Source organism: Plantibacter sp. CFBP 13570, from assembly GCF_014841395.1.
GTDB lineage: Bacteria > Actinomycetota > Actinomycetes > Actinomycetales > Microbacteriaceae > Plantibacter > Plantibacter auratus.
Map to the genome: position 1 here is coordinate 165,104 of NZ_JACYTW010000001.1, position 20,580 is coordinate 185,683.

Sequence of the window (20,580 nt, forward strand, 5' to 3'; positions counted from 1 at the left end):
ATCCGAGCGGAGGGAAAGGTGCCGCTCGTGTCGAGCACGACAGTCGGGTGGGTGTCCTTGCAGAGGATCATCACGCTTGGATCTGTTCTGACTCGACTTCTCGAGTGAAGAGTCTGGATGAGTCACGCCTCGTCATGGCCGCGCCGACCAGTCCTGCGAACAAGGGGTGTGGGTTGGTCGGGCGAGAGCGGAGTTCAGGATGTGCCTGGGTGCCGATGTAGAACGGGTGCACGCCGCGGTCGAGCTCGACGTACTCGACGAGGGTGCCGTCAGGTGATGTGCCGGAGAAGGCCAGTCCGGCCGCCGCGATCTGATCGCGGTAGGTGTTGTTGACCTCGTAGCGGTGGCGGTGCCGCTCGGATGCTGTCACAGCGCCGTACAGGTCGGCGGCTAGAGAGCCCGTCGTGAACGAAGCCGGATAGAGCCCAAGGCGCATCGTGCCACCCAGCTCGCCCGTCGCGATGATGTCGACCTGCGCGGCCATGGTCGCTATGACCGGGGTCGATGTCTCCGGGTCGAATTCGGTGCTCGAGGCCTCCGGCAGGGCGGCTTCGTGGCGGGCGTATTCAATGACCATGCACTGCATCCCGAGGCACAGGCCAAGCGTCGGGATGCCCTGTTCGCGAGCGAATTTCAGCGCTCCGACTTTGCCCTCGATGCCGCGCACACCGAACCCGCCGGGCACGCAGATGCCGTCCACGTCGCCGAGCTGCTCCGCGGCGCCCTCCGCTGTGATGCAGTCGTCCGAAGCGATCCACTTCAGATTCACCGTGGTGCGGTGTGCGAAGCCGCCCGCCCGGAGGGCTGCGGTGACGGACAGGTACGCATCTGGCAAGTCGATGTACTTGCCGACCAGGGCGATGGTGACATCCCCCTCCGGCTCGTGCACGGCATCAAGAACCGGCTTCCAAGCCGACCAGTCCATGTCATGCGCGTCGAGCTGCAGTGCGTCGATGATGACCTGGTCGAGGCTCTGGTCATGGAGCAGCGTCGGTAGGTCATAGATCGACGGCACGTCTATGGCGTTCACCACGGCGTTTTCGTCGACGTCGCACATCAGGGCGATCTTCGTCTTGTTCGACCCGCTGACTGGACGGTCGCTGCGCAGGACGAGCGCGTCAGGTTGGATTCCAAGGGAGCGGAGCTGTGCCACCGAATGCTGTGTTGGCTTGGTCTTCTGCTCACCAGAAGTGCCCATGTACGGCACGAGGGAGATGTGTACGAAGAAGACGTTGTCACGGCCGAGCTCGTGACGCACCTGTCGGGCCGCCTCGATGAACGGCTGGGACTCGATGTCGCCGATCGTGCCGCCGACCTCGGTGATGATGACGTCGGGCTGGGGGGAATCGGAAGCTTGCAACCGCATGCGGCGCTTGATCTCGTCGGTGATGTGCGGGATGACCTGGACGGTGTCCCCGAGGTACTCGCCGCGGCGCTCCTTCGCGATGACCGTCGAGTAGATCTGGCCGGTCGTGACATTCGCGCCCTGGTTGAGGTTGATGCCAAGGAAGCGTTCGTAGTGCCCGATGTCGAGATCCGTCTCGGCTCCATCGTCGGTCACGAAGACCTCACCGTGCTGGAACGGATTCATCGTTCCCGGGTCGACGTTGAGGTACGGGTCGAGCTTCTGCATCACGACGTTGATACCCCGGGCCGTGAGCAGGTTGCCGAGGCTGGCCGCCGTCAGGCCTTTGCCGAGCGAGGAGACGACCCCGCCCGTGACGAAGATCTGTTTCGTCACTCTGGGAGCTGAGATCGAGGGCGGGGTGCTGGTTCCGTTGCTTCGAGTATTCGCCACGGGACTCCATACTAACTTCACGCCGCGGTTAGTTCAGCGCTCGATCAGTGTCTGCACCGTGCGCCGGGATTCCTCTGGCAGCGACGGTTCAGGGCCGCGCGGGCGACAGCAGATCGGCGTGGTCGGTGTGCTGGAGGTAGTGGATGACCGCGTCACGGCTTTTCTCAAGACACACGATCCTGTCTTCCACGACGCGCAATTCTCGTGCCAGATCCTCCGCCAATGCGCGACTGCACGAGGCAGACTGCTGTCCCGGCTGTGGTGCTTCGATGTCCAGAACGATTTTGATCATGCGTGTGGACAAGCCGGCTTGGACCAGGGCGCGGACATGGCGGGCGTGTTCGACCTGCTCGTCGGAGTACTCGCGGTAGCCGTTCGCCGATCGCGTCGACTGGATCAGTCCTTGTTGTTCGTAGTAGCGCAGCATGCGCGTCGGAGCGCCGACCACAGCAGCCGCTTCACCGATCTTCATCCTTCAGCCATCCCTTCACCGCACCCGGAGTTGACATTGACACTGGTGTCAAACTTTACGCTGGCTGACATGATGGGCGCCCAACCGTTGGGCGACCAAAGGAAGGACACACCTATGTCGGCGACCGCCTCCAGCGCCCCCTCGCGGAACATTCTCGTCATCGGAGCAGGAGAACTCGGCATGCCTGTCCTCCGCAACGTCATGAGGCGCGCCTCACCAGCTCCGGAAGCGTCCGTCGATGTGCTCCTGCGGTCGAACACGATCGACTCCACCACTCCCGCGAAGCAGCGCAACGTCGCTGAGATCCGCGCTTTGGGAGTCGGCATCGTTCAAGGGGATCTCGTTGGGCAGTCGATCGATGAACTCGCGGCCATCTTCGCGGAATATGACACCGTGATCGGCTGCACCGGGATCACAGCCGGCGTTGAAACTCCGATGAAAGTCGCACAGGCCGCTTTGCAGGCGAAGATTCCGCGGTACTTCCCGTGGCAGTTCGGCGTCGACTTCGATGTGATCGGGCGTGGCAGTCCACAGGACATATTCGACTCGCAACTCGACGTGCGAGATCTGCTCAGGGCGCAGCACGACACCGAGTGGGTGATCATCTCCACCGGCATGTTCATGAACTACCTCTTCGAGCCAGGCTCAGGAATGGTCGACCTGCCGAACCACACCGTCAACGCGCTCGGCAGCCCCGACACCGCGGTCACGGTGACCACGCCGGAAGACATCGGTGCACTCACGGCGGAGATTCTGTTCGAGGAGCCCCGGATCCGCAACGAGATCGTCTACGTAGCAGGCGACACGATCACGTATCGCCAGGTCGCTGAAACCCTGGAAGCAGTCCTTGGTCGTCCGTTCGAACTTGCAGTTTGGACAGAGTCGTCGCTTATGAACGAGCTGGCGAACGACCCAGACAACATGACCCGGAAGTACCGCGCCGTGTTCGCGCAGGGGCGAGGCGTAGCCTGGGACAAGAGCGACACGTTTAACGAGCGCCGGTCGATCCCGACTACAACGCTCCGGGAGTGGGCCCAGCAGAACCTCGTCGCCTGAGTACCGGATCCAAGCGGCGTAGAGCTCGAGAGGAGGCGCCCATGAGCACTCCACGCGGGGCGCACTGCTTGACACTTTGCGCGCGCGTTCACAAGTAGCTGTCTTATGTCTTCCAGGTGAAGATGTCATATTCCACGCCCGGTTGACCTTCACCGAAGGCGACGTGCGATACAGCACGCTCGCCACGGGGCTGTTCCTGACCGAAGGAGGCGGGGCGATGTCCAATGTCCCATCGCAAATCCTCGTCCCGGTCATGCACGGTGTGACATTCGAGGAGCTCGATCAAGTCACCCCCACCCTTGCGTCGCGCGGTGGATTCAGCACGGCCGAAGAGCCAATGGAGGACATTGCCGTGAAGATAGCCGAGCTCGTCGGAATCGTCACGGAAGAAGAAGCCGACGAACTCAACATGGTGCCTGCCACCAGCTAGCCCCGGGGAAACGAATCGTGCTTCACTCCAGTCGCGGCCCTGCAGGCGCCTGGATGCGACTGCTCTCGGTTCCATCAAATAGCGGTTAGTCGCCTTCGTTGTCCGGCGCAACCGTTAGCGGAATGGAGGAGGAGGAGCGTTCGCGGCCTCCTAGAGGATGACCCGCGAGACGCCCCATGAACAACGAGTTGCAGGACGGTTGCCGGTGAACCACTACGTGGCTCGGCGGGTTGGGGTCAACGGTCTAGGTGTTTCAGGGCCGTCGAGTTCGAGCGAAGATCTGCGATGTCGCGGCACACATCCTGACGGTGAGTGTGGGGCCGCGCTACTGTCGAGCGCGACAACTATGCAGACCGGTCACTCCAGGCCGGGCCTCGGCGGAGGGCGCCACCAAATGCCCCCAGCCCGTCCTCAGATCCGCGGAATCACGCGGGCATGTTCGGAGCGACACTTTGTGTTGGAAACGCCGGCGACACTTTACGTTGGAAACCCGCTGATTCAGCGGGACCGTGGCGACACTTTGCGTGCGCGTTCACATGTAGGTAGGACCGCGTTTCGCGAGGTCGCCCGCCGTTCAGCGAACGAGCTGGTCCGAGGCGGGTATCGCGGCGCAGGAGTCACGGACGATGACCTGTTCCAGGACCGCTTCGGAGAGATCCGGCAGGTCGGTCCCGCTGGCTTGGGCGATCGCGACGGCTGCGAAGTTCGCGCCGTCGGCTTCTTCGTTGCGGCGCACGGTCGTCAGGGAGGGGACGAAGAGGGCTGCGATCGGTGCGTCGTCGTGGCCGATCACGGAGAGATCGTTCGGCACGCTGAGGCCGAGTCGCAGAGCCGCTCCCACGATGAGGGCCGCGACGTCGTCGTTGTAGGCGGCTACGGCGGTGACTCCGGCGGCGCGCCAGTCACGGACCGCTTCGATCGCATCGTCCTGCCCGGCCAGTGTCCGCACGTCGAGTGGAACCCGGTCGTGTCGTTGCTCGTGCTGCTGAGCTGCCTGGACGCGCACGCTGGCGAGATCAGTCAGCCGGGGATCAGCCGTCGAGGCATAAGCGATGCGGCGGTGTCCGAGGCCGTGCAGGAACCTGAGTTGCTCGCCAGGTCCCGTATCGGGTGAGGCGCTGCCGCCTATGTCGTCGGGGAAGATGTGATTGATGCCCTGAGCGCGCATGCTCACGAGTTGCTCCGGCGTGAACGGGGCGAACCCCATCACGACCTCCGGCTCCAGCAGCTCCCACAGTGGCCGAACGGCGCTTTCGCGGCGAGGCGTATACGTCACCAGGGTGTACCCCGCATCGTCGAGCACGCTGCTGGCTGCCTCGATCAACCGCTGCATGCTCGCGCCGACAGGCCAGTCGGGGAGGACGAGGAGGACGATGCGGCTCGCCCCTCGGGCGAGTGCCTGCGCTCCGGCGTGCGGCCGGTAGCCGATCCGCTCGGCCGCCTCCAACACGCGTGCGCGGGTACTCGACGAGATCGTCTGTCCGGCGGTCTGGTTGAAGACGAACCCGACGGTCGCGCGCGACACTCCGGCTTCGCGTCCGACGTCGGCGGCCGTTGGGCGTTTCTTCACGAGGGGATCGCTCACCGGACCACTCTGCCGTACTTGTGCTTGCGCGTGCTAGTTCGATCGGACTAGAGTGCAGAACTAGCGCGCGCTACCCGGCGCCATTTCGACAATGGAGTCCCCATGACACACGAGCCCCCACGCAACGAGACGCCGCGAGCGTCCGCTGCTCCCGCCCAGCCGTTCCCTGCAGCGCCGGCAGCCGTCGAGGAGGTCATCGACAGCGCACCCAGCCGGGTCGAACCGCAGGCGAGCCCGTCCTACATCTGGTTCCAGGTACTGGGGCAGTTCGGCGTCTTCGTCGCCTTCATCACTCCGCTGGCGATCTCCCTGGCGATCCGGCTCTCGGAACTCGCTCCCGGCCGCGACGAGTACCTCGGCTACATCACCGGGTCGGGGGCCCTCGTCGTGATGCTCACCGCTCCGCTGTTCGGGGTGCTCAGCGACCGCACGCGTACGCGGATCGGGCGTCGTCGTCCGTTCATGATCGCGGGCACGGTGTTGGGTGTGGTCTCCCTCGTGGTGATGGCGCTCGCTCCATCCGTGTTGGTGCTCGGTTTCGGCTGGGTTCTCGCGCAGATCGGCTGGGGTCAGGTGCTACAGAACCTGCAGACGTCGATGGCGGACAAGCTGTCCGAAACACAGCGTGGCAAGGTCGCCGGACTCGCGGGGTTCGCGACCCAGGTGGCACCGGTGTTCGGTGTCGTGATCGCCGGGTCGTTCTCCGGGAACGCTCTGCTCCTCTTCCTGCTCCCGGGGCTCGTCGGAGTGATCTTCGTCGCCATGTTCGTGCTCTTCACGCGGGAACCGGACACGCGGGGGGCCCGCTTCGATGAGCGGCTCTCGCCGAAGACCTTGTTCAGTAAGTATCTGTACAACCCGCGGCGGTTCCCGGACTTCTCGCTGGTCTGGCTGGGGCGGTTCCTCTTCTACTTCGGTCTCACCCTGAACACGACCTTCACCGCGTTCTTCTTCGCCTCACGGCTCGGCGTCGAGGTGACCGAGGTCGCACCGATCATCGCCACCCTCGGCCTGTTCGGGATCGGAGCGACGACCCTGGGCGCGATCGGGGGCGGGTTCCTGTCGGACAAGGTCCGCCGCCGACGCGTCTTCGTCCTCCTCGGCGCCGTGCTGTTCGCCGTCGGCGCGATCGTGATGGCCCTGGCTTCCGACGTCCCGGTGCTGTACACCGGGTCGCTGATCACGTCGGTCGGCATCGGGATGTTCGCCGCGGTCGATCAGGCGCTGATCCTGGACGTCCTGCCGGAGAAGGCCACCAACGCCGGGCGGTACATGGGGATCATCGGCTTCGCCGTGTCGATCCCGCAGGCCGTCGCGCCGTTCATCGCGCCCGTCTTCCTCGCGATCGGCGTGACCGCCGGCGGCGGTAAGAACTACACACTGCTCTACATCATCGCCGCAGCGTTCACCCTGCTCGGAGGGCTCGTGGTCCTGAGAATCCGATCCGTCCGATAGCCCGTCACCACCGCTCGAGGAGCCACCATGTCGACCTGGACCGCGTCCTTCATCACTTCAGCCACCCCCAGTCCAGCGCCCGAGGGCCCTGCCGCGTACCTTCGCAAGGAATTCACGCTCACGAGACAGCCTGCTGCCGCGACACTGCGAGTCACCGCCGTGGGGTTGATCGAACCCCACCTCAACGGATCAGTGGTCGGTGATGAGGTCCTCACTCCGGGCTGGACGTCCTATCGTCACCGCCTCGTGGTGAGCAGCCACGAGGTGACCGATCGCATCCGCATAGGCGGCAACGTGATCGGTGCCGTCGTGGGCGAGGGGTGGGCGCTGGGGCGACTCGGGTGGGAGGGCAAGCGCCACCACTACTCGGAGCGACCCGCCGGCTGGTTGCAGCTCGAGCTCGAATACGCCGACGGCAGCACCGAGGTGATCGTGAGCGACGACACCTTCCGATCCAGCACCGGTGGGGGGCTGACCGACAGCATCTACGACGGTGAAGAGTTCGACGCGCGCCTGGAGCCATCAGGGTGGGACGCGCCAGGCTTCGACGACAGTGCTTGGGATGGTGTGTCCCTGATGGACTGGCCGCAGGAGTCCCTCGTCGAACCCATCGCCCCGCCGATCCGCCGCATCGAGGAGCTCGCGCCGGTGGACATCCTCACCACACCCGCTGGTCTCACCGTGCTGGACTTCGGCCAGATCATCTCCGGATGGGTGCGACTGCAGGTCACGGGCCCCGCCGGCACGACCATCGCGCTCCGCCACGCAGAGGTCATGATCGACGGCGAGCCTGACTACGAGACGATCCGCACAGCGCGGGCGACGGACCGGTACACCTTGAGCGGTGGTGGCCCCGAGGTGTGGGAACCGCGCTTCACGTTCCACGGCTTCCGGTATGTGCAGGTCGACGGGTGGCCCGGTGAACTCACCGCCGATGCGGTCCGAGCGATCGTCGTGCACTCCGACATGCGGCGCACCGGGTGGCTCGAGACGTCCGATCCGCTGCTGAACCAACTCCACGCGAACGCCGTCTGGTCGATGCGCGACAACTTCGTCGGCGTACCCACCGACTGCCCGCAGCGGGACGAACGGCTGGGCTGGACCGGCGACATCAACGCCTTCGCGCCCTCCGCCGCATTCCTCTACGACGTCCGCGGCGTGCTCGGGTCCTGGCTGCGCGACCTCGCCGCCGAGCAAGCGGCGCGGGGCTTCGTGCCCTGGGTCGTCCCCGACGTCCTGTCGACCCCGTCATCGCCGACCGCCCTGTGGAGCGACGTGGCCGTCAGTCTGCCCTGGACGCTGTATCGGGAGTACGGCGACCCGCGGATCCTCGCGGAGGCCTACCCCTCGATGACCGCATTCATCCGCCAGGTCGCCGATCTGCTCGACGAGAACGGGCTGTGGAGCAGTGGATTCCAGTATGGGGACTGGCTCGACCCCGATGCGCCGGCGGACAACCCGGCCGGCGGGAAGACCGATCGGCACCTGGTCGCCGCGGCCTATCTCTGCCGAACCACTCGGGAGATGGCCGACACCGCCGGCGTCCTCGAGCGGCCCGACGATGCAGCGGAGTTCCGAGCGCTGGCCGAACGCGTGCGGACCGCCTTCCTGAATGAATACGTCAGTGCGAACGGGCGAGTGGTCGACGAGACCGCGACCGCCTACGCGCTGGCGATCGCGTTCGACATCCTCGACGAGTCCCAGCGGGCACACGCGGGGGACCGGCTCGCAGCGATCGTCGCGAAGGCCGGCTACCGCATCTCGACCGGATTCGCCGGCACTCCGTTGGTCACCGACGCCCTGTCCTCGACCGGCCACCTCGATGCGGCCTACCTGCTCCTCCTGGAGACGGGTTGCCCGTCGTTCCTGTACCCCGTGACCATGGGGGCCACGACCGTCTGGGAGCGATGGGACTCGATCCGTCCCGACGGCTCCATCAACCCGTCCGGCATGACCTCCCTGAACCACTACGCGCTCGGCGCCGTCGTCGACTGGATGCACCGCACGATCGGCGGCCTCACCCCGGTCGAGCCCGGCTACTCCAGGATGCGCATCGCGCCCCGGCCCGGCCGCGGTGTCACTTCCGCAGTGCTCAGACACACCACCACGCACGGCGACGTGCTCGTCGACTGGCGGATCGTCGACGGTGAGGGCCGCGTGCTCGTCACGATCCCGGACGGCACGACCGCCGTGGTCGAGCTCCCGCTGCACCCGGATGCGGCGGCGTTCGAGATCGCTGCCGGGTCGCACGAGTGGAACTACCCCGTGGAGGACGCGGGCCAGGGCGGTTCGTACAACTTGGACTCGACCCTGGGCGAGATCGCAGCCGATCCGAACGCCTGGCGCCTGTTCACCGACGCGTTCGGCCGACACGTCCCTGGCGTGCCGCTGGACGGCGACGACCCCGGCGCCGCGGCCCTGTCCATCAGAACCCTCCTGGACTACATCCCGGGCGCATCCGAGGAACTGAAGACCGACATCGAAGCGTCCCTCGACGCCGCAACCACTGGAGCATCAGCATGACGTTCGATCCATCAGCACTGACCCTCGCGCAGAAGGCAGCCCTCCTCTCCGGCGCCGACTTCTGGTCCACGAAGAGCCTGTCCGACGCGGGCATCCCATCGATCGTCCTCACCGACGGACCCCACGGCGTGCGACGCCAGGCCGGTGAAGCCGACCACCTCGGCATCAACGACAGCCTGCCATCGACGTGCTTCCCCCTCGCCGTGGCGGTGGGCAGCAGCTGGGACCCGCAGCTCGCCGCACAGGTGGGTGCCGCCGTCGGCCGGGAAGCACGGGCGTTCGGAGTCTCCGTCGTCCTCGGACCAGGGGTGAACATCAAACGCAGCCCGCTGTGCGGCCGGAACTTCGAGTACTACTCCGAGGACCCTCACCTCTCCGGAGTGCTCGGCACCGCTCACGTCACCGCGATGCAGGAGACGGGGGTTGGGGCTTCGGTCAAGCACTTCGCCGCGAACAACCAGGAACACGAACGGATGCGCATCAGCGCAGACGTGGACGAGCGCACCCTCCGGGAGATCTACTTCCCGGCCTTCGAACGAGTCGTCCGGGAGGCCAGGCCCGCCACCGTGATGTGTTCGTACAACAAGATCAACGGGGTCTACGCCTCCCACAACCGATGGCTGCTCACGGACATCCTGCGCACCGATTGGGGCTTCGAGGGCGCGGTGGTCTCCGATTGGGGCGCCGTCAGTGACCGCGTCGCAGGTGTGGCAGCCGGGATGGACCTGGAGATGCCCGGCAGTGGAGGAGCCACCGACCAGCAGATCGTCGACGCCGTGCTGGCCGGGCGACTCGACGAAGAGCTCGTGGACGAATCCGTCCGCAGGGTCGTGGCGCTCACCGAGCTGGCAAGCGATGCCACCGGTGATCTCGACGTGGACGGCCACCACACGCTGGCCCGACAGGTCGCGGCGGATTCGATCGTGCTGCTCAAGAACGATGAGTCCACCCTCCCCATCCGGCCGGACACCCGCATCGCCGTGCTCGGCGCCTTCGCGACCACGCCCCGGTATCAGGGAGGCGGCAGCTCCCACATCAACGCCACCCGCGTCGACGCCGCCCTCGACGCCATCCGCGACCAGTCGTGGGCGGAGGGGGTGACCATCGAGCACGCGACCGGGTTCACCGAGGACGGCTCCGGTGACACCGCCGCGCTCCTCGACGAAGCGGTCGCCGTCGCCGCCCGTGCGGACGTCGCCGTGCTGTTCGTCGGGCTGGGAGACCGCGACGAGTCCGAAGGGTTCGACCGCGACACCCTCGCCCTCCCGGCCCCGCAGGTCGATCTCATCCACGCCGTCGCAGCGACAGCGGCGAAGACCGTCGTCGTGCTCTCGAATGGAGGCGTCGTCTCGCTCGAAGGCTGGCACGACGAGGTCGACGCGATCCTGGAAGGGTGGCTGCTCGGTCAGGCGAGCGGCTCAGCCATGTCGGATGTGCTGTTCGGCCGGGTCAACCCGTCCGGCCACCTGGCGGAATCGATCCCGCTCCGTTTGGAAGACACCCCCAGCTGGGTGAACTTCCCCGGCGAGCAGGGCCACGTGCGGTACGGCGAAGGCGTCTTCGTCGGGTACCGGTACTACACCTCGGCGGAGGTGCCGGTGCGGTACCCGTTCGGTCACGGACTCAGTTACACCACGTTCTCCACCGAGAGCGTCGTCGCCCGGGTCGTCGGTGACGCCGAGGTCGAGGTCGACGTCACCGTGACCAACACCGGTGAGCGCACTGGCAAGCACGTCGTCCAGCTCTACGTCGCCCCGGCACCGGCGCCGGTGCGCCGCCCGGTTCGAGAGCTGCGCGGTTTCGCGAAGGTCGACCTCGGTGCCGGCGAGAGCACCACGGTCACGCTGCGGCTCGATCGGCGCGCCTTCGCCTACTGGGACATCGAGCTCGACCGGTGGGTCGTCACCGCCGGCGACCACCTGATCCAGGTCGGCTCGGACGCCGCCACCATCACCCGCGAGACGGCCGTGACGCTGAGCGGAGACACGATCGTCCGCGAACTCACCCTGGCGTCCACGGTCGGCGACTGGTTCGGTCACCCCGAGGTCGGACCCTTGCTCATGCAGGGCATGTCCGCGGGGATGACCGCGGAGCAGGCCCAGCAGGCCGCGGAGAACCCCGACCAGCTCAAGATGGTCGAATCCATGCCCATGCAGCAGTTCCTCGCATTCGTCCAGGGCGCCATCCCCGAGGAGTCCCTCGAGCAGATGATGCAGTTGTCGCGATCCGCTGCGGGTGCCGCACGATGACGAGGGTGCCGCCGCCTGGCGGTCAGGGCTCGCCGGTCAGCCGGCCACAGAACATCCGGAGAACGACAACGCCGATGGAGGCACACATGAACAGATACGACGACAGGCGAGTCCTCATCACCGGGGCAGGCTCCGGTATCGGACAGGCGACGACCCTGCGGATCCTCGCGGAAGGCGGGACGGTCGTCGCCGCGGACATCAGCGACACAGGCCTGGCGGACACCGCGTCGAAGGCAGGCTTTGACCTCGAACGCTTCCATCCGGTGATCATCGACATCGGTGACGAAGGATCGGTCCGTGGCGGCGTGGAGGAGGCCGTCGGAATCCTCGGCGGGCTCGACGTCCTCGTCAACGCGGCCGGCATCCTGCGTTCCTCCCACACGGCGACGACCAGCCTGGAGAGCTTCCAACAGATCATCCGCGTCAACCTCACCGGGACGTTCCTCATGATCCGCGAGGCCCTTCCAGCCCTGCAGCGGGGTACTGGAGCTGCCGTCGTGAACTTCAGCTCCACATCCGCCGGCTTCGCCCATCCCTACATGGCCGCGTACGCCGCGAGCAAGGGAGGCGTGCAGTCGATGACGCACGCGCTCGCCGCCGAGTACGCCAAGGATGGCATCCGGTTCACCTCCGTCCAGCCGGGCTCCATCTCATCCGGGATGACCAGCGGGACGGGCATGAGCGGTCAAAGCGTGGGTCCGGGCCTGCCGGACGACGTCGACTACAGCCTCATGATGAAGCTCCAACCCATGCTCGGTGAAGGCTTCGCCTCACCCGATGCCGTCGCGGGCGTCGTCGCGATGCTCGCGAGCGCCGACGGCGCGTTCATCACAGGCACGGAGGTCCGGATCGACGGCGGAACCCACGCCTGACCCCTCGATCACCTGCTGACATCGGGTCGCGCGCGACATTCCGCGGTGAGAAGCTTGCGTTGTGACCGGTATCGACCTGACCTTCGCGCCACCGCTGAGGGGCATGTTCTATCGCGCCGTCGACCCGAGCTTCCGCGAGTTCGCGATCGCCGGATCGCGTGCCGCCGGGCGCTACTCGCGGGCGAACGAGCCGACGCTCTACCTGAGCTCGTCCATCGATGGCGTCGAGGCCGCGATGATCGCACACCAGGATGCTCGGGCGGCGGCGCGCGAGATCGTGGAGGTCGATGTCGAGGCGTCCGGCATCGTCGACCTGCGCGACCTGGGAGCCCTGGAATCGGCAGGCATCGACCTCGCCGACGCAGCGGCCCCATGGCAGGACGTCGTCGCCGGCGGAGGCACGCCGACATCGTGGAGTGTCCGCGACCGCCTGCTGGCAGGCGGCGCGAACGGCGTGATCGACCCCTCGCGAAAACGCCCGGGGCTCTGGCATCTGGTGCTCTTCCGCTGGAACGAGCCTGGTGCGCCTACCGTCAGCTTGAGAGGGACTCATGTTGCCGCCGCGAAGTGACGCCGCGAGACGACGTTCGTCCTGATCCGAGCGTGTGCCGGGCCGCTCAGCTCTGAGCGCGGCGCGCATGCGTGCGCGCCTTCATCCGGTTGCCGCAGACCGCCATCGAGCACCACTTCGCGGTGCCAGGCCGGCTGTGGTCGACGAGGAACTGCGTGCACTCGTGGTTCGCGCAGGCGCGGAGGCGCCCGGGGAACTCCGTGATCACGCTCGACCACGCCAGCACGACCCCCGCCACCAAGCGATCGTCGTCAGGGACCTGAAGCTCCCAGACCACGCCATCCGGGGTGATACGCGGCGTGCGCACGGCATCGTCGAGGATGCCCGCGAGGTCTCTGATCGCTCCTCCGTCATCTCCACGGACCATGGTCTGCAGCGCCTGTCTCGCACGTCGGAGGCGCGCCACCTCGTCCACGGATCCCGTGCCGCCCCAGCTGCGCGCCAGGTCTCGTCCGGTCGCCCCCTCGAGACGGTCGGTCGGGGTGCCCTCGACGACCGGCGCACTGTTCAACAGGCCCAGCAGCAGCTCCTCGTCGCGAAGCATCGTTCTCCGTTCTCGTGCGCCGTCCGACGCCCTGGATCCATGCTACCGTCTGACTAACCAGTAAAACAATCTAAAGGGGTTAGCAATGGTCACCGTCCACCACCGCACCGTCTCGATCGACGGGCTCGACGTCTTCTACCGCGAGGCCGGCCCGGCAGACGCTCCCGTGCTCCTGCTCCTCCACGGGTACCCGAGCAGCTCCCACATGTTCCGGCACCTCATCCCGGCGCTTGCCGGCCAGTACCGCGTCATCGCTCCGGACCACATCGGCTTCGGTCGCTCCTCCACCCCATCGGTCGACGAGTTCGAGTACACCTTCGCGGCCCTCGCAGGGGTCACCGGCCGGTTCCTCTCGACCATCGGCGTGACGCAGTACACGATCTACGTCCAGGACTACGGCGCCCCGGTCGGCTGGCGCCTGGCCCTCAACGACCCCACTGCCGTCGTCGGGGTCATCTCCCAGAACGGCAACGCATACGAAGAAGGCTTCGTGCCGAGCTTCTGGGACCCGATCTGGGCCGACGCCGCCGAACGGACCACCGAGACGCGCGACGCGCTTCGTCCTGCCCTCGGACGGGAAGCCGTCGAGTGGCAGTACACCCACGGCGTGCCGGACGTGACGACCGTCGACCCCGACGCCTGGGAGCACGACCTCGCGCTCCTCGCCCGTCCGGGTCAGGACGACGTGCAGCTGGCGCTCTTCCGCGACTACGCCACCAACCGGGACCTCTACCCCGCGGTGCACGAATGGCTCCGCACCTCACCGGTACCGGTGCTCGCGATCTGGGGGCGTAACGACGAGATCTTCGCCGCCGCCGGCGCCACAGCGTTCACCCGCGACGCCCCCGATGCTCGCGTCGAGCTCGTCGACGGCGGACACTTCCTCCTCGAATCCGACCTCGACCACGTCGCTGACACCATCACGGACTGGCTCCGGATGAGTGACCGAAGCGCATAGTCCGCCGGGTCAGTCCGTCCACCTGGACCGAGGTCAGCGGCGGCGCGTTCGGCTCGGACGGCTCAGGCTGCTGGCGGGTTGATCGTGAGTTCGCCGGGGAGTCCGGAGGCTGCGAACGCCGCTTGGATGGCAGCGGTGACCTGGTCATCCGGCTTGCTGAGGTTGGCGTGGAGCGTGGTTTCGCCGTCGGCGACGGTGTAGATGATGCTGTCCAGGCCCGATGATCCCTGGAACGGGATGGTGAGCGCTTCGAGGAAGTCGGCGAGTGCAGCGGGTGGTGTCTCGTCAGTGGTGATGCGTACGCCCTTGTAGGCGCCGGTGCCGCTGTCCCAGGTCAGGGTCCATCGGACGGGACCGACGGTGTCCTCGAGGCGGTCGCCGGTCGTGTGCTGACGGAGCAGGTCGACGAAGTCGGTGTACCGTCCCCGTTCGGAAGCGTCCAGATGGGCTGGGGCGTCGGTGGCGAAGTACAGCGTGATCGGCCCCGGTCCGGCCAGGTGTTCGGCGACCGACACCCAGCCGTCGTCGGAGATGGTGTTCCAGTTTTCGGCGAACACGGTCGAACGGGCGGCCGTTTCGACGGTGCTGATGTCGCAGGGTGCGAAGCGGTCGGTGGGTGCGAGTGACTGCAGGACCGTCGCCGTCTGATCGACCGTGATGTCCTCGTCGAGGTCCACCGAAAGGGTGCAGCTCGAGCCGGAGCTGTAGGTGAACTCCTTCGCGTACGCCGAGACGGTGCCGTGATCGCCGACGGCCTCCTGGAGGACCGGTGTCACCCGCCAGGAGGCGATCTTCATCGTCGAACAGGAGTACAGGATCAGCGCTGCGATGCAGGCCATGGCGATGAGGAGGACGAGCACGACGATCCGGCCGGCTCGGCTGCGACGGGTGCGTGGCGATCTCGGTCGAGGTTCGCGAAGGGTCGGCTGGACGAACACGTCACACCACTTCCTGGGTGGCCGACCTGCGTCGGCGGAGGCGGCCGGTACCGACGACGGCCGCAAGGGCTCTGATCGTCGCCGTCGCGGACCTCATCGTCGGGAGAAGAGCCGCTCGAACAGCGAGGGCTTCGGAGCGGGCCGACTGCCGGCGATCCGGCGCATCCGTGCCTGGATCTCCGGATCGCTCTGCATCGCCAACATCGCCAACCGCGCCGATCCGAGACCCCACTGCGACCAGTGCTTCGCGTGAGCCGTCACCGCCGTGATCTGGCTGAGCTGGTTCAGATCGCTGAGTTCCCGCCATCGTGTGAGGTCGAGCAGCGCGATCTCCTCGGCATACGTCTCGTTCACCCGGGTGATCCCAGTGTTGCCCGCTCGACGGCGCGCAGGGGTCTCGGCCGAGGCGTCGCCCGTCGCGAGGTGGATGGTGGCGAGCTCGTCGAGCAACTCCTCGAACACCGCGTGCAGCTCGGAACGTACCTTGGGGGCTGTCGCGATGACCTGGTCCTCCTCGGTCCTCCACGCGATGAGCACGCCGCCGGAGCAGAGGCGGCACAGTTGCCTGGGCACGATGCGGCTCGTGGCGTAGCCGCACTGGCAATACCCCGCGATGTTGGCAAGGGTGTCGTCGAGTGAGACGAAGGTGCTGTTCTCCTCCGACTCCGCCTCCTCCACGGACTCCATCAGCAGCAGGGCTCCGGGCACGCCGACGGCCGCTGCCCGTCCGACGTAGGTGCCGGGCACCCGGGTGATCTTCGCGGTCCACAGGTCGACGTCCTCGGTGCTGAACAGCCCACTGGCCTGACGGACGTACTCACTGACGCTCCGCTCGACGATCGTCTCGAGCTCGGTGTCGAGTCGCTTCATGGCCGCGTCGTCCGACGGGTCGTCGAATCGTTCGTTCAGCGCGATCACGGCTTCGCGGCCGCGAGCCACGATCGCCTGGTGCACGGCCGCGGCGCGCGGGTTCCGCTGCAGCAGCAGCTCCTCAGTGCCGAGTATCTCGATGCTCGTGATCATGGGGTTCCTCGCAATCGGGGACACCGGCTCATCCGGTGTGCTGACAGGACGTGTGCCCGGTGGAGCCGCGCCGGGTTTGACAGCCCGCAGGACGAGCCCACCGTGGACCGGCTAAAGAGGCCCAGCACCTCAGCGGGTGAAGGCGATGGCGCCAGCAGCGTCACGGGTCAACACTCCGGTGTAGGAGACGGTCATGATGGGCAGGGCGTCGTCGGAGAAGCGGATCCGGAACGCCGACGTGGCGTGATACTCGCCGTCGATCAACACGATCTCCGGACCCGGCTCGCGGAACCATTCAGCCGTCACCGCATCACCGAGCGGTCCTGGCAGCACACTCGTCAGCTCTTCCGGACAGGACGGTCCGACGAAGTGCTCGGCCCCGCATGCCGCCTGCAGCCCCTCGATCGCCGCGGCCAGTCCGGTTTCCACGTCCGACATGAACGCCGGCGAGAAGCTGAAGCCGTCTCCCGTGGCCTGTCCATCGGCATCGACCAGATCCGGGACGTACGCGGTGAACGCATCCTCTTTCCCGATCAGCTTCACCAAGCCGGTCGGATCCTCGAAGGCCACGGCATAGGCGCCGGGGAGCAGCTGCAACTCGTTTCCGTCCTCAGCGAGCACGTACTTCAGCTCATCGTTGACGGTCACGGTACCGACCGACTCCATGCGGCTGATCGTGATCGGGCCGTCCCCTCGCCAGCTGGCGATCCTGAGTTCTCCGTCTTCAGGAACGACCCGGAGTTCGAGCCGTCCGGTTCCCTCGGCGCCCTCGAGTGTGTAGTCGACGGTGGCGGTGAACCCACCTGCGTCATAGCCCGTCGTCTTGACGATGCGCGCGTCAGATGGGAGCGCGTCGGACGCGCGGTAGAAGTCGTCGTCGATGAACTCCTCGGGGAAGTCGATGCTGGTCAAGGCTGCGGCCGCGGTCGCTTCACCCGCCTCGAGGTGTGCGAAGAACGCTTCGACGAGCGCGATGCTGTCGGAATCGTCCGTGTCGATGGGACGTGCGCAGGCCGTGAGCGCGAGCGCGACGGCGCAGACGACGGCGGCGAGGCGCGCAACCCGTACCGAACGTCTGATCTGTGGCCTCGCGGTCGCGCTCGGCACCTCCACTGGCGGTGCGCCCCGGAGACTCACTGGTTCAATCCGACAAGTGTGATGCGATTCCCCATGGCCAAACAGTACTGGTCCCGCTCTGCCGAGCGAATGGGGACCGCTCCCCATCATCACGGCGGCGGCGGGCCGCTCACTGGCCGGGGTCCGACGGAACGCGTGAGCAACTGGACGCCACATCATGCGCGGACTTGCACCTGCCGTAGCGTCATGTGGTGCAGTGGACGTATCCCGCCCACCGAGGAAGGCCCCCACATGTTCTCGTCCTTCACCCCACCGCGCCAGGTCACGATCGGAGGCGCCGCTGCGTTCGTCGGCACCACCCCACGGGCGATCCGTCACTACCACCAGATCGGTCTGCTCCCTGAGCCCGAGCGGGGGAGTGACGATCGCCGCCGCTACGGCTACGACGAGATGATCCGGCTGCTGTGGATCCGTCGGATGGCGGACGCCGGCATCGCCCTCGACGACATCCGCGACGCCTTCGCGGATGGCATCACCGATACCGACGACGATGTCGCGCGCATCCTGGACCGCCTGGAGGGCTCCCTCGTCGCTCGGCAGGCGGAACTCGAGCAGCAGCGGACCGCCGTGCAGCGCATGCGTGCGCAGGGCAGCAGGTTGGGACTGCTCTCCGAGGTTGTGAGCGACCGCCTCACAGACCTGCCCGAGGGCGCTCTGCGGCAGGACGATCTGGACACCCTGCTCGTGACCGAACGGATCTTCGGCGGGCTCGGCGCGTCCGTCCAGGCGTCGCGGTTCATCGCCCTGGCCACCCACCCGGAGCTGCGGGAGGAGTCCGACCGGGTCGACGCAGCCGAAGCAGCACTCGACGACACGGTCGCGGTCGACGATCCCCGCGTGGCGGAGATCGCCACCGAACGGCATGCCTTCGAGGCGGCTCTCCGTACGGTCATCGAGGACTCCGGCCTAGCGCAGACTGACGACGACCGCTTCGACGCGTGGGACGAGTCCCACCCCCTTCCCGACGACGAGGACGGCGCAGGCTCGACGTGCGGCTCGACGAGCCTCACCGAGGCCGTCCGGATGATGCCCTACGACTTCTCCCGGGCACGCCTGCGGTGCATGGAACTAGTCCTGGAACTCGATGCGCTCGACGTCGCGCCACCGGTCGAACGCTGAGTCGTCGACCGCGATCGTCCGTGTCGCGACTGGGCGTCACCGCGCCGAGCCGATCCTCGCGAGGCATCGGGGCCCCGGGGGACCTCTCGGGGCCCGTCCGCGGTCAGACCCGGATTCGTGCGGGTCCGACACCTCCGACACCGACCGTCATGTCCACGCCCAGTGCCGCTTGGTCGGACGTCAGGCGGGCGCTTCGCCCATCGTCAGTTCCGGCTCGACGCCGGCCGGCATCGGGAACCAGGCGAGGAAGGTGACGCCCTCGTCGGTCGCGTCGAAGACGATCGTCTCGTTCGCCGGCTCGGTGAAGGTGTCGCCGGCGCGCAGGACGGTCTGAGGCCCGGTCCCCACTTGGAAGTTCACGGAGCCGGTTTCGATGGTGCCGAAGACCGGGCCGTTGTGCCAGTGCGGCCCGACGTGGAAGCCGGGGGCGATCGTGATGCGTCGCACTTCGACGGAGGCGAAGCTCGGAGCCCCATCGAGCGTCACCGTGCTCAGGGTCGTTCGTTCGATCGGGGATTCACTCATGGGTCGATGATGCCAGTGGTCGGTGCTCGGCGGCGCCGGGCCGACCAGAGGTCAGGAACCTCCCCGACGACGACGGGCCCGTGCGCCGAACTCGTCCAGCACCTGCAGGACCTCGCTGGCCTGCCAGTGGCGGTTCCGTCGGCCCGCGCTGGACTGGACGAGAATCCCGGCGTCGACGAGCTTCTGCACCGAGGTGTCCGCTGTCGAGAAGTGCAGCCCCAGGGTCGATGCCACCAGCGACGTCGTGATCACCGGCTGCCGCAGGAGCAGCTGCTTCAGACGCTGCACGGATGAATCGCTGCGCACCTTCACGGTTTCGTCCCACCGCTCTGCGATCGACGTGATGTCGCGTTCCAGCGTTCGGCCGTTGGCGACCGCCGCGTACGCGGCTTCCGTCATCGTCTCGATGATCGGGCGCAGGTCACCGGATCGGTACGCCGTGAGCGCGCGGAAGTAGTGGTCAGTGTCGCCGAGCAGGCCAGCGGACACGGGTACGGTGACGTTCCTCGTCACGTCAGCTGCCCGCAGCATGCCCTGCACGAGCGCGCGGCCAGTGCGTCCGTTGCCGTCCGGGAAGGGGTGGATCGTCTCGAACTGAGCGTGAGCGATCGCGATCTGCGCCATGACGGGCACATCGAGACGGTTCGCGAACGTCATCACATCCGTCATGAGCTCAGGCACACGATCCTGATGCGGGGGGACGAATGCGGCGCCGTGCGGGGAGAAGCCGGTTCCGCCGATCCACACCTGGTCGTCGCGCCACCGACCCACGATGTCGGGATCGGACCGATCCAGCAGTGCGCGGTGCATCGCGAGGATCGCCTCGGGGTCCAAGCGATCCGCCAGCGCCACGGCCGCCTCCATGGCGGCGACGTTCTGCACGACGAGCTTCGCGTTGACCGACGTCGAGTCGCCGATCTCCGCAAGGGCCACCTGCTTCGCGCTCGAGGTGAGATGCTCCACCTCGGAGCTCGATGCGCTCTCGGTCCGCAGCAGGATCGACGAGAACGGTGCCGCCAGTGTGCCGACCTCGGCGTCGAAGCGGGTCAGCTCGCGGCCGGCGTCCTCGCTTGCAGCCACGAGGTCCGCGGGCAGCTCGACAGACAGATCCGCGATGAAGGGTGGGACTGCCGCCTGGTATGGGCCCGCGGCCAACCGGCGGCGTCGCTTGGACGCGACCGCGTCGCTGTCGTGCGTCCATGGCCGCGGTTCGTAACTCGTCGCCGGCCAGGACCGTTCCAGCCCTGCGGAGTCGGTAGGCGAGATCATGGCGCTACCTTATTCGGGTTTACTGAAATTAACCCGAATACAGATCGCGATCCCGA

At 66.9% G+C, this 20,580-nt stretch carries 18 protein-coding genes; 9 read left to right on the forward strand and 9 right to left on the reverse strand.

Annotated features, from left to right (window positions below; translation table 11 throughout):
• Window positions 1-70: 70 nt before the first annotated feature.
• Together IFT89_RS00735 and IFT89_RS00740 are read right to left on the reverse strand one after the other, a co-directional pair.
• Window positions 71-1,741, reverse strand: a complete 1,671-nt coding sequence (locus tag IFT89_RS00735; protein WP_139382338.1) for a CTP synthase — start codon at window positions 1,739-1,741, stop codon at window positions 71-73.
• A 145-nt stretch (window positions 1,742-1,886) separates the two neighbouring features.
• Window positions 1,887-2,270 carry a MerR family transcriptional regulator gene (locus tag IFT89_RS00740; RefSeq protein ID WP_056781292.1) on the reverse strand — a complete coding sequence of 128 codons (384 nt, stop codon included), beginning with the start codon at window positions 2,268-2,270 and terminating at the stop codon, window positions 1,887-1,889.
• A gap of 114 nt (window positions 2,271-2,384) precedes the next feature.
• Between IFT89_RS00740 and IFT89_RS00745 the strand changes: the two genes are divergently transcribed.
• On the forward strand, window positions 2,385-3,326 hold the full coding sequence (locus IFT89_RS00745) for an aromatic alcohol reductase (RefSeq protein ID WP_202937934.1): 942 nt from the start codon (window positions 2,385-2,387) through the stop codon (window positions 3,324-3,326).
• Window positions 3,327-3,468: 142 nt separating this feature from the next.
• Entirely contained in the window at window positions 3,469-3,756 is a 288-nt protein-coding gene (locus tag IFT89_RS00750; protein WP_139382337.1) for a hypothetical protein, read from the forward strand.
• Window positions 3,757-4,330: 574 nt separating this feature from the next.
• On the opposite strand, the gene IFT89_RS20675 is transcribed toward IFT89_RS00750, so the two are convergent.
• Window positions 4,331-5,341, reverse strand: a complete 1,011-nt coding sequence (locus IFT89_RS20675) for a LacI family DNA-binding transcriptional regulator (protein WP_202937935.1) — start codon at window positions 5,339-5,341, stop codon at window positions 4,331-4,333.
• Between the two features lie 102 nt (window positions 5,342-5,443).
• Between IFT89_RS20675 and IFT89_RS00760 the strand changes: the two genes are divergently transcribed.
• The 5 genes from IFT89_RS00760 (at window position 5,444) to IFT89_RS00780 (ending at window position 13,011) form a co-directional block, all read left to right on the forward strand.
• Window positions 5,444-6,796 carry an MFS transporter gene (locus tag IFT89_RS00760; protein ID WP_124767765.1) on the forward strand — a complete coding sequence of 451 codons (1,353 nt, stop codon included), beginning with the start codon at window positions 5,444-5,446 and terminating at the stop codon, window positions 6,794-6,796.
• A 27-nt stretch (window positions 6,797-6,823) separates the two neighbouring features.
• Window positions 6,824-9,319 carry an alpha-L-rhamnosidase gene (locus IFT89_RS00765; protein WP_202937936.1) on the forward strand — a complete coding sequence of 832 codons (2,496 nt, stop codon included), beginning with the start codon at window positions 6,824-6,826 and terminating at the stop codon, window positions 9,317-9,319.
• Window positions 9,316-11,568 (forward strand): glycoside hydrolase family 3 C-terminal domain-containing protein, encoded by a 2,253-nt coding sequence (locus tag IFT89_RS00770; protein ID WP_202937937.1) that lies wholly within the window; start codon window positions 9,316-9,318, stop codon window positions 11,566-11,568. The genes IFT89_RS00765 and IFT89_RS00770 overlap by 4 nt, the downstream gene beginning before the upstream one ends.
• 86 nt (window positions 11,569-11,654) lie before the next feature.
• Entirely contained in the window at window positions 11,655-12,440 is a 786-nt protein-coding gene (locus IFT89_RS00775; RefSeq protein ID WP_124767762.1) for an SDR family NAD(P)-dependent oxidoreductase, read from the forward strand.
• Window positions 12,441-12,501: 61 nt separating this feature from the next.
• Window positions 12,502-13,011 carry an RES family NAD+ phosphorylase gene (locus tag IFT89_RS00780; RefSeq protein ID WP_307783359.1) on the forward strand — a complete coding sequence of 170 codons (510 nt, stop codon included), beginning with the start codon at window positions 12,502-12,504 and terminating at the stop codon, window positions 13,009-13,011.
• A gap of 46 nt (window positions 13,012-13,057) precedes the next feature.
• Here the strand turns inward: IFT89_RS00780 and IFT89_RS00785 are convergent, their stop codons facing one another.
• On the reverse strand, window positions 13,058-13,555 hold the full coding sequence (locus IFT89_RS00785) for a CGNR zinc finger domain-containing protein (protein WP_124767761.1): 498 nt from the start codon (window positions 13,553-13,555) through the stop codon (window positions 13,058-13,060).
• Window positions 13,556-13,640: 85 nt separating this feature from the next.
• Between IFT89_RS00785 and IFT89_RS00790 the strand changes: the two genes are divergently transcribed.
• On the forward strand, window positions 13,641-14,513 hold the full coding sequence (locus IFT89_RS00790) for an alpha/beta fold hydrolase (protein WP_202937938.1): 873 nt from the start codon (window positions 13,641-13,643) through the stop codon (window positions 14,511-14,513).
• Between the two features lie 62 nt (window positions 14,514-14,575).
• On the opposite strand, the gene IFT89_RS00795 is transcribed toward IFT89_RS00790, so the two are convergent.
• The 3 genes from IFT89_RS00795 to IFT89_RS00805 form a co-directional block, all read right to left on the reverse strand.
• A complete protein-coding gene (locus tag IFT89_RS00795; RefSeq protein WP_202937939.1) occupies window positions 14,576-15,373 on the reverse strand; it encodes a hypothetical protein in 798 nt (265 codons plus the stop codon).
• A gap of 171 nt (window positions 15,374-15,544) precedes the next feature.
• Window positions 15,545-16,474 (reverse strand): hypothetical protein, encoded by a 930-nt coding sequence (locus IFT89_RS00800; protein WP_202937940.1) that lies wholly within the window; start codon window positions 16,472-16,474, stop codon window positions 15,545-15,547.
• Between the two features lie 129 nt (window positions 16,475-16,603).
• Complete coding sequence (locus IFT89_RS00805) at window positions 16,604-17,842, reverse strand: hypothetical protein (RefSeq protein ID WP_202937941.1); 1,239 nt, start codon at window positions 17,840-17,842, stop codon at window positions 16,604-16,606.
• Between IFT89_RS00805 and IFT89_RS00810 the strand changes: the two genes are divergently transcribed.
• Entirely contained in the window at window positions 17,843-18,730 is an 888-nt protein-coding gene (locus tag IFT89_RS00810; protein WP_202937942.1) for a helix-turn-helix domain-containing protein, read from the forward strand. It begins immediately after the preceding gene.
• A 180-nt stretch (window positions 18,731-18,910) separates the two neighbouring features.
• Here IFT89_RS00810 and IFT89_RS00815 read toward each other — a convergent pair whose 3' ends face one another.
• Both IFT89_RS00815 and IFT89_RS00820 read right to left on the reverse strand, forming a co-directional pair.
• On the reverse strand, window positions 18,911-19,255 hold the full coding sequence (locus tag IFT89_RS00815; RefSeq protein ID WP_202937943.1) for a cupin domain-containing protein: 345 nt from the start codon (window positions 19,253-19,255) through the stop codon (window positions 18,911-18,913).
• Between the two features lie 51 nt (window positions 19,256-19,306).
• Window positions 19,307-20,524 (reverse strand): Fic family protein, encoded by a 1,218-nt coding sequence (locus IFT89_RS00820; protein WP_202937944.1) that lies wholly within the window; start codon window positions 20,522-20,524, stop codon window positions 19,307-19,309.
• Window positions 20,525-20,580: the final 56 nt, after the last annotated feature.